Annotated in this window: 6 protein-coding genes and 1 pseudogene; 4 read left to right on the top strand and 3 right to left on the bottom strand. The window is 70.5% G+C overall.

Features of this window, described 5'->3' with window-relative positions:
- Window positions 1-326, top strand: a pseudogene (locus AB0L65_RS62645) (D-alanyl-D-alanine carboxypeptidase); the annotation flags it as partial.
- Between the two features lie 59 nt (window positions 327-385).
- Window positions 386-2,362, top strand: coding sequence for an ATP-binding protein (locus AB0L65_RS62640; protein ID WP_364267479.1), 1,977 nt, complete (start codon window positions 386-388; stop codon window positions 2,360-2,362).
- 31 nt (window positions 2,363-2,393) lie between these two features.
- Here the strand turns inward: AB0L65_RS62640 and AB0L65_RS62635 are convergent, their stop codons facing one another.
- Genes AB0L65_RS62635 through AB0L65_RS62625 form a run of 3 tightly spaced genes read right to left on the bottom strand, consistent with a single transcriptional unit; the run spans window position 2,394 to window position 5,454 of the window.
- Window positions 2,394-3,086 (bottom strand): aspartate/glutamate racemase family protein, encoded by a 693-nt coding sequence (locus AB0L65_RS62635; RefSeq protein WP_364267476.1) that lies wholly within the window; start codon window positions 3,084-3,086, stop codon window positions 2,394-2,396.
- A 29-nt stretch (window positions 3,087-3,115) separates the two neighbouring features.
- The gene (gene murF, locus AB0L65_RS62630) at window positions 3,116-4,492 is read right to left on the bottom strand and encodes a UDP-N-acetylmuramoyl-tripeptide--D-alanyl-D-alanine ligase (RefSeq protein WP_364267482.1); all 1,377 of its coding nucleotides are present in this window, start codon (window positions 4,490-4,492) and stop codon (window positions 3,116-3,118) included.
- Window positions 4,493-4,497: 5 nt separating this feature from the next.
- Entirely contained in the window at window positions 4,498-5,454 is a 957-nt protein-coding gene (locus AB0L65_RS62625) for a D-alanine--D-alanine ligase family protein (protein ID WP_364267473.1), read from the bottom strand.
- Between the two features lie 274 nt (window positions 5,455-5,728).
- Between AB0L65_RS62625 and AB0L65_RS62620 the strand changes: the two genes are divergently transcribed.
- Together AB0L65_RS62620 and AB0L65_RS62615 are read left to right on the top strand one after the other, a co-directional pair.
- Window positions 5,729-6,646 (top strand): type II CAAX endopeptidase family protein, encoded by a 918-nt coding sequence (locus AB0L65_RS62620; RefSeq protein ID WP_364267470.1) that lies wholly within the window; start codon window positions 5,729-5,731, stop codon window positions 6,644-6,646.
- Window positions 6,647-6,752: 106 nt separating this feature from the next.
- The gene (locus tag AB0L65_RS62615) at window positions 6,753-7,163 is read left to right on the top strand and encodes a cupin domain-containing protein (protein ID WP_364267467.1); all 411 of its coding nucleotides are present in this window, start codon (window positions 6,753-6,755) and stop codon (window positions 7,161-7,163) included.
- Window positions 7,164-7,254 lie beyond the last annotated feature (91 nt).

Genomic DNA, 7,254 nt, shown 5'->3' with positions numbered 1-7,254 from the left:
AACCACGCACCATCCCCCTTCGGCCCCGAGACCGGCTGTATGCCGTGGTCACGCTGGTGCTGGCCGTGCTCCTGCTACCTGCGGCGTTCCTCCGCAGCCGCGGTTCCGCGGCCTTGGCACGCGTGCTCGTGCACCCACCGGCGGAATCCTCCCATGTCAAGGGCATCGCGCTGGACGTACGCCCCCACGAAGGCGCGCACGACCTGTACCGCATGTACGACAACGAGTGGTGGCACTTCGAACACCGCCCGGACCGCGGCGGCAGGCCACCACGACGACGGCCCCACCCCGGCGTGCACCACGTCATCGAGAACGGGAGCTCATGATCGACCGGGCGTTCGGAGAGGCCAGGAGTATGTCATCGGGGAGTGACAACGATTCCGGCTTGCTGGGATGGCGCCTGCAAGCAGCGCGCGAGATGGCGTTCGTGGGGCGGGAGGAAGAGCTCGCGGTCTTCAACGCGGCGTTGTACGGCGGCGGCGGCTGCAGCGTTCTGTACGTGCACGGTCCCGGCGGCATCGGGAAATCGGCCCTGTTGCGGCGATTCGCTCACGAGGCCGAGGTGGCGGGGCGGCCGGCGTCCATGGTGGACGGGCGCATGTTGGACCCGGCGGCGTCCGAGGCCGGGCTGGTGCTTCGCGATGCGGACACGGTGCTGCTGATCGACGACTTCGAGCACATTCAGGGGTTGGAGGGATGGCTGCGCGAGCGGTTCCTGCCGCGGATGCCCATGGGGGCGCTGGTGGTGATCGCGGGGCGGAACCCGCCGGATATGCGGTGGCAGGCGGATCCGGGATGGGCGGGGGCCCTGGAGGTGCTGCCGCTGCGCGACCTGCGGGCCGAAGACGCGCAGGCGCTGATGGACTCCTCCGGGGTGCCGGCCGAGTTGCGCGAGCCGCTGCTGGCCTTCGCCGGTGGTCATCCGCTGGCGCTGCTGCTGGGGGCGGCCGTGGCGGTGAAGGACGGCGGGGCCGGCCGGCGGTGGATGCCGGATCAGGACGTGGTGGCCACGTTGCTGGATCAGCTGGTGGGCGAGCTGCCTTCGGCGGCGCACCGGCATGCTCTGGAGATCTGCGCGCACGCGTACACGACGACGGAGGACCTGCTGCGGGCGGCCTTGCCGGAGGACGCCGGGAGGTTGTTCCGGTGGTTGCGGCGGTTGCCGTTCGTGGAGTCGAGCAGCCGCGGGCTGTTTCCGCATGACGTGGTGCGGGAGCTGCTGGAGGCGGACCTGCGATGGCGGGATCCCGAGGGGTACTCGGCGATGCACGACCGCATTCACGCGCAGCTGGCGGAGCGGGTGCGCACGGCGAACGACGTGGACGTGCCCGGCGCGGTGGCGGCGCTGCTCTACCTGCATCGCGACAGCGGGGCGCCGGCCGATTTCCGCGGCCGCCACGACGAGTTCCAGGAAGCGGCGTTGCGGGAGGAGGACGTCGGCAGGTTGCTCCGGGTGGCGGCGGAGGGTGCGGGCTGCGCCGCCTTCTGGGCGGAACGTCAGCCGGAGGCGTTCCGGCTGTATCGGCGGACCGAAACCGGCGAGCCCGTGGCCTTCTCCGCGTGGTTGCGGTTGACGGAACTCGACGAGGCGGAGCTGACCGCCGATCCCATCGTGGCCAGGGCGTGGGCGCACGCGCGTGCCACCACGCCGTTGCGCGCCGGAGAACATCTGGCGGTCAGCCGGCTGTGGGTGCTGCCGCCGTATCGCGGGAACTCGCCGGTGATGGATCTGATCCAGTGGCGGGTGATCGGCAATTGTCTGCGGTCCGAGCGGATGGCATGGTCATATATCGAGATACCGCATCCGAAGCATTTACGGCGGCAGTACGGCATGCGTGACATCTCCGAGCAGCCACAACCGGGGGACGATACGTACGGCCTGTTCGTTCATGACTGGCGCGCGGTGTCGCCGCAGGCGTGGCTGGAGCGGATGAACCAGCCGCTCCACGCGGGGCCTGCCGCGACGGCGGAGCTGGCGGTGCTGTCCCAGGCGGAGTTCGCCGAAGCGGTTCGCAAGGCGTTGCGCCAGTTGTCGCGGCTGGACGCGCTGGCCGCTTCCCCGCTGGCGCGCACCAGGCTGATCGCCGAGCGGGCCGGGCAGAATCCGGCCACGGCACTGGGTGACCTGCTCCGCCAGGCGATCGACGACCTGAGTGAGGATCCGCGCTCGGTCAAGTTCCACCGGGCGCTGTCCGTCACGTTCCTGCGCGGCACGCCCACCCAGGAACTGGCAGCGGAACGACTCGGCCTCCCCTTCACCACCTACCGCCGCCATCTGACGGCCGGCATCGAGCGGGTCTGCGCCGATCTGTGGCACCGCGAGCTGTATGGCATCGGCGCACCGGCGTACCGGTCCACCTGAGCCGCCACATCGTGCCGCGACCGGGGGCGTGTCAGCCGGCGAGCGCGAGGCCGGCCGCCGCCTCCGCGTGCAGCCGAGCGCTCGGCAGCACCGGGATGGCGCTGTCCTTCTCGCTGATCAGCAGCTCGATCTCCGTGCAGCCGAGGATGACGCCTTCAGCGCCGTCGTCCGCGAAATCATCGATGATCCGGGCGTACGCGTCCCTGGACGATTCCCGGAGCACCCCGCGCACCAGTTCGTCAAATATCACGTGATGGACCAGTTCCCGCTGCTCACGCCGCGGGACGACCACGTCGAAGCCGTGGGCGGCCAGCCGGTCCCGGTAGAAGGGCTGCTCCATGGTGAAGCGAGTGCCCAGCAGACCGACCTTGCGCATGCCCCTGGCGCGGATCTCGGCGCCCACGGCGTCGGCGATGTGCAGCACGGGCACGCTCACGGCCCGCTCCACGTCGTCGCTCACCCGGCTGAAGGTGTTGCTGCAGACGAGCAGGAGGCCGGCGCCGAGATCCTCCAGGTTCCTGCCCGCCCCGGTCAGCAACGTACTCACCTCGTCCCAGCGGTCGGCGAAGATGAGGTCCTCGACCGTCGTGTAGTCGACCGACCAGATGAGGCTGTTGGCGGAATGGCTGCCGCCGAGTCGCTCGCGTACCCGCTGGTTGATGATCTGGTAGTAGATCACCGTCGATTCCCAGCTCAACCCGCCGATGAGACCGATGGTGCGCATGAAACTCCGTTCATTCAGCAAAGGAGCGGTCAACAGGTCGGCGCTGCCAGCGCACGGGCGCAGGCACCGAGGCCGATCTCGCTGGACGCCTTGACGAACACCACGTCTCCCGGTTCGAGGAGCGCGGTGGCCAGCCTGAGGGCCCCGGCCACGTCCTCGGCGGTGTGGACGGCCACGCCCTGGTTCGAGGACTCCGCCGCCTCCGCCATCGCGAGCGGATCCCCTGCTCCGACCGCGATCAGCACGTCGAAGCGGAGGTCGGCGACGAGCCGGCCCATCTCCGCGTGCCGGGCGCGGGAGGCGTCCGCCTGCTGCCCCATCGCGCCGAGCACGGCGACGGTACGCCGGGTGCCGGCCAGGGCCTTCACCGCCCGCAGCCCGGCCCGCATGGATTCGGGGTTGGCGTTGTAGGCGTCGTCGACGACGGTGATGCCGTCGGGTCGTTCGACGATCTCCAGCCGGCCCGCGGAGCGCCGCCGCGCGGCGTTCAGCCCGTCGGCGATCTCGGCGACGCCCAGGCCGAGTGCGGTGGCGACGGCGGCTGCGGCCAGGGCGTTGCTCACCTGGTGCTCGCCTATGAGGTCGAGCTCGACCGGGGCGCGACCGGAGGGCGTCACCAGCTCGAACGCGGTTCGCGCGCGGCCGGTCATCCGCACGTCCTCGGCTCGCACCTGCGCCCGCCCCGACCTGCCGTACCACAGGATCCGGGCCCTGGTACGGCCGGCCATGCCCATGACGTACGGGTCGTCGGCGTTGAGCAGGGCGAACCCGTCCGCCGCAAGCGCCTCGACCAGCTCTCCCTTGGCCTCGGCCACGTCGGCCGGCCCGCCTCCCATCCGCTCCGCATGTGCGGTGCCGACATTGAGCACCAGCCCGACCTGGGGCGGTGCTAGCCCGGTCAGGTACCTCAGATCGCCCTTGCGGCTCGCACCCATTTCCAGCACCAGGTATCGGGTGGTGGCATCGGCACGCAGCACGGTGAGCGGCAGCCCGAGCTCGTTGTTGAACGACCTGTCGGTGGCGACCGTCGCGGCGTGCCGTTCGAGGACCTGGGCCAGCAGGTCCTTGGTCGTGGTCTTGCCCACGGAGCCGGTCAGGCCGATCACGATCGGACCGATGTGTTCGAGCACGTGCCTGGCCAGCAGGCCGAGCGCGAGCTGGACGTCCTCGACCACGAGGGCGGGCACGCCGACGGGCCTTGCGGCCAGCACGGCGACGGCGCCGCCCGCGACGGCGACGGCCGCGTAGTCGTGACCGTCAACGCGGGCGCCGACCGTCGCGGCGAACAGGCCGCCGGGCACCACCTCGCGGGAGTCGACCGCCGAAGGCGCCGTCACCAGCGCCCGCGGGTCGCGCACGTCATGCAGGCTCGCGCCGACGACCTGCGCGATCTCGTTCAGCGTCATGGGGATCACGAGCCGCTCCTGGCGAACGCGAGGTCGATGAGGCGGCGCAGCAGGTCCGGGTACGGGACACCGCTCGCGGCCCAGGCCCTGGCGTACACGGAACGGGAGGTGAAACCGGGCATGGTGTTGATCTCCAGCACGTACAGGCGTCCCGTGTTCTCCTCATAGAGGAAGTCGACGCGGGACAGGCCGTAGCCGCCGATCGCCCGGAAGGCGCGCAGGGACAGCTCGCGCACGTCCTCGGCCACCCGTTCCGGCAGCACGGCGGGAATGGCGGCGATCTCGGCCCGGCTGAGGTACTTGGCCTCGTAGTCGAGCCAGTCCCCGGGCACGATGAGCTCGCCGGGCACCGAGGCATCCGGGGTGTCATAGCCGCCGAGCACGCCGCAGATGAGCTCGCGCGCGGTCACACCCTGCTCGACGATGACCACCCGGTCGTAGGCCAGCGCCAGCTCCACGCCGGCGCGCAGCTCCTCCATGGAGGTGACACGGGAGATGCCGATAGAGGAGCCCATGCTGGCCGGTTTGACGTACATCGGCCAGTCGAGCGACTTCACCAGACCCCAGGAGTCGGTGGTGGTACGCCATTCGTGCTCGGTGAACCACACATGTGGGGTGACCGGAATGTCCTCCGCCAGGAACATGCGCCGCATCGTGACCTTGTTCATGGCCACGGCGGAGGCCATGACGCCGCAGCCCACGTACGGGATGCCCAGCGTCTCCAGGTGACCCTGGACGACGCCGTCCTCGCCGAACGGCCCGTGCAGCACGGGGAAGACCACGTCCGCCAGATCGCGTCGCAGCTCCACCGGCCACCTGCCCTGCCGGTCGATGATGAGGGCGACGGGCTCGTACAGATCCCTCGGCAGAGCATCGAGCACGGCCTGCGCCGACTGCAGCGACACCTCATGCTCGGCGGACGGCCCACCCGCCAGCACAGCCACGCGTACGCGTTCAGTCACGATCGATCAGCCTTCCTCGGTGGCACGGTGTTCGTTGTCGCAGGACCAGCCCGCCGAGTGTCGGCCTTTTGCCTGACCGGTTCCCAGGCCATTCGCTGTCCACTTCCTGACCGGCCGCCTCGGCCCCGGCGGCGGCGGGGGTGGCTGAGCTGGGCGAACCCACTCGCGTACCCCTGGCTATACCTCCATTGGGCCGTAGGCGGGAACGACCGGAGGGGCCCGCGGCTGATGTGCTGATCGCCGTCGGTCAAGCGCTCCTCTAAGGAAAATCGAAATGGCAGTCGACAGTCGGCCGGGGGCCGAGCAGCATCCGGGTCGGAGCGGACTTCGAGGCTTCATCCGCCGCCGTCCGCTGATCAGCTTCTTCGTCCTGGCCAACCTGATGAGCTGGCTCGCCTGGACGCCCTACATCCTCTCGGCGAACGGCCTGGGGATCTGGGATTTCAGCTTCCCCTCGCTGCTCGGGACCACGCAGTTCACCGGCGTCCTCCCCGGCGCCTACCTCGGCCCCATCTTCGGCGCGTTCATCGTGACCGCGCTCGCGGACGGCAGGGAAGGGGTCCGCCGGTGGATCGGGCGGATGACCAAGTGGCGGGTCAACTGGGTCTGGTACGTCGTCACCGCCCTCGGCGTTCCCGCCGCCATCATCGTCGCCGGAGTCGCGGTGTCCGACGAGGACATCCACCTGCCGCCGGTCGCCGTGCTGGCCGCCTACGTGCCCGGGCTGCTGCTCCAGATGGTCACCACCGGTCTGGCGGAAGAGCCCGGCTGGCGCGACTTCGCCCTCCCCCGCCTGCAGCGCAGGTTCGGCCCGCTGGGCGGCACCCTCGTCCTCGGCCCGCTCTGGGGCGTCTGGCACCTGCCGCTGTTCCTGAGCGAGTGGGGCGGGTGGCCGGACGTCACCTGGCTGAGAGTCGGCGAGTTCATCGCCTTCGCCTGCGTCTTCAGCGTGGTCGTCACCTGGGTGTTCAACCGGACCGGCCAGAGCCTGCCCCTGATCATGCTGCTGCACGTCAGCGTCAACAACTTCATGTCACTCGCCTACTCGGACATGTTCCCGTCGATCGCCACCGCCGAGCAGGCGAGTCAGGTCACCCTGCTCGCGGGCGCCACGGCAGCGATCCTGGTCCTCATCGCGACCCGCGGCCGCCTGGGCTACCGCCCGGCCGAGGAACCCGCACAGCAGAACTGAACGACCGCGGAAACCGGCCGTGTGGGGCTGTCACAAACGGGCTGTCACAAACGGGGCGGCCGTCTTGTCCTCACTCTGAACAGTCCCCGTTCGGATGGAGGAAGACATGAGTGCCGAGCACGCCCACCTGCCCCCAGGCGTCGAGGTGATCACGACCCTGGCGGAGGCGGCGGCCCGGATCCCGGCCGGCGCCGAGGCCAGGACCGTCCGGGTCACCCTGCCGCCCGGTGACCCCGGCGCGCCGCCGCACCGCCACCCCGGGCCGCTCTTCGGCTACGTGACCCAGGGCGAGATCCTCTTCGAGCTGGAGGGGCAGCCGCCCCGGGTGCTCAAGGCCGGTGACGCCCTGTTCGAGCCGGGCGGCGACGTGATCCACCTCCAGGGCGGCAACAACCTCCCGGACGCGCAGTCGCAGCTGGTGGTGACCATGTTCGCGCCGCCCGGCACCCCGATCCTGACCCTGGTCAGCGCGGAGGAGCTGGCCGAACGACGGCACCTACGGGTTGCCCGGCCGTGACGTGACGGCGGACAGGTCCCGGCGGCCTCGTTCGGCCGGGCGTTGACCGAGGTCGCGCCCCCGACGTGCAGGCTGAACGGGCGCTGGGGGT

Source organism: Nonomuraea sp. NPDC052116 (assembly GCF_040680035.1).
In the GTDB taxonomy this organism is placed as follows: domain Bacteria; phylum Actinomycetota; class Actinomycetes; order Streptosporangiales; family Streptosporangiaceae; genus Nonomuraea; species Nonomuraea angiospora_A.
The sequence above is the reverse complement of the archived record's forward strand: the minus strand, read 5'-3'. Positions and strand labels throughout refer to the sequence as shown.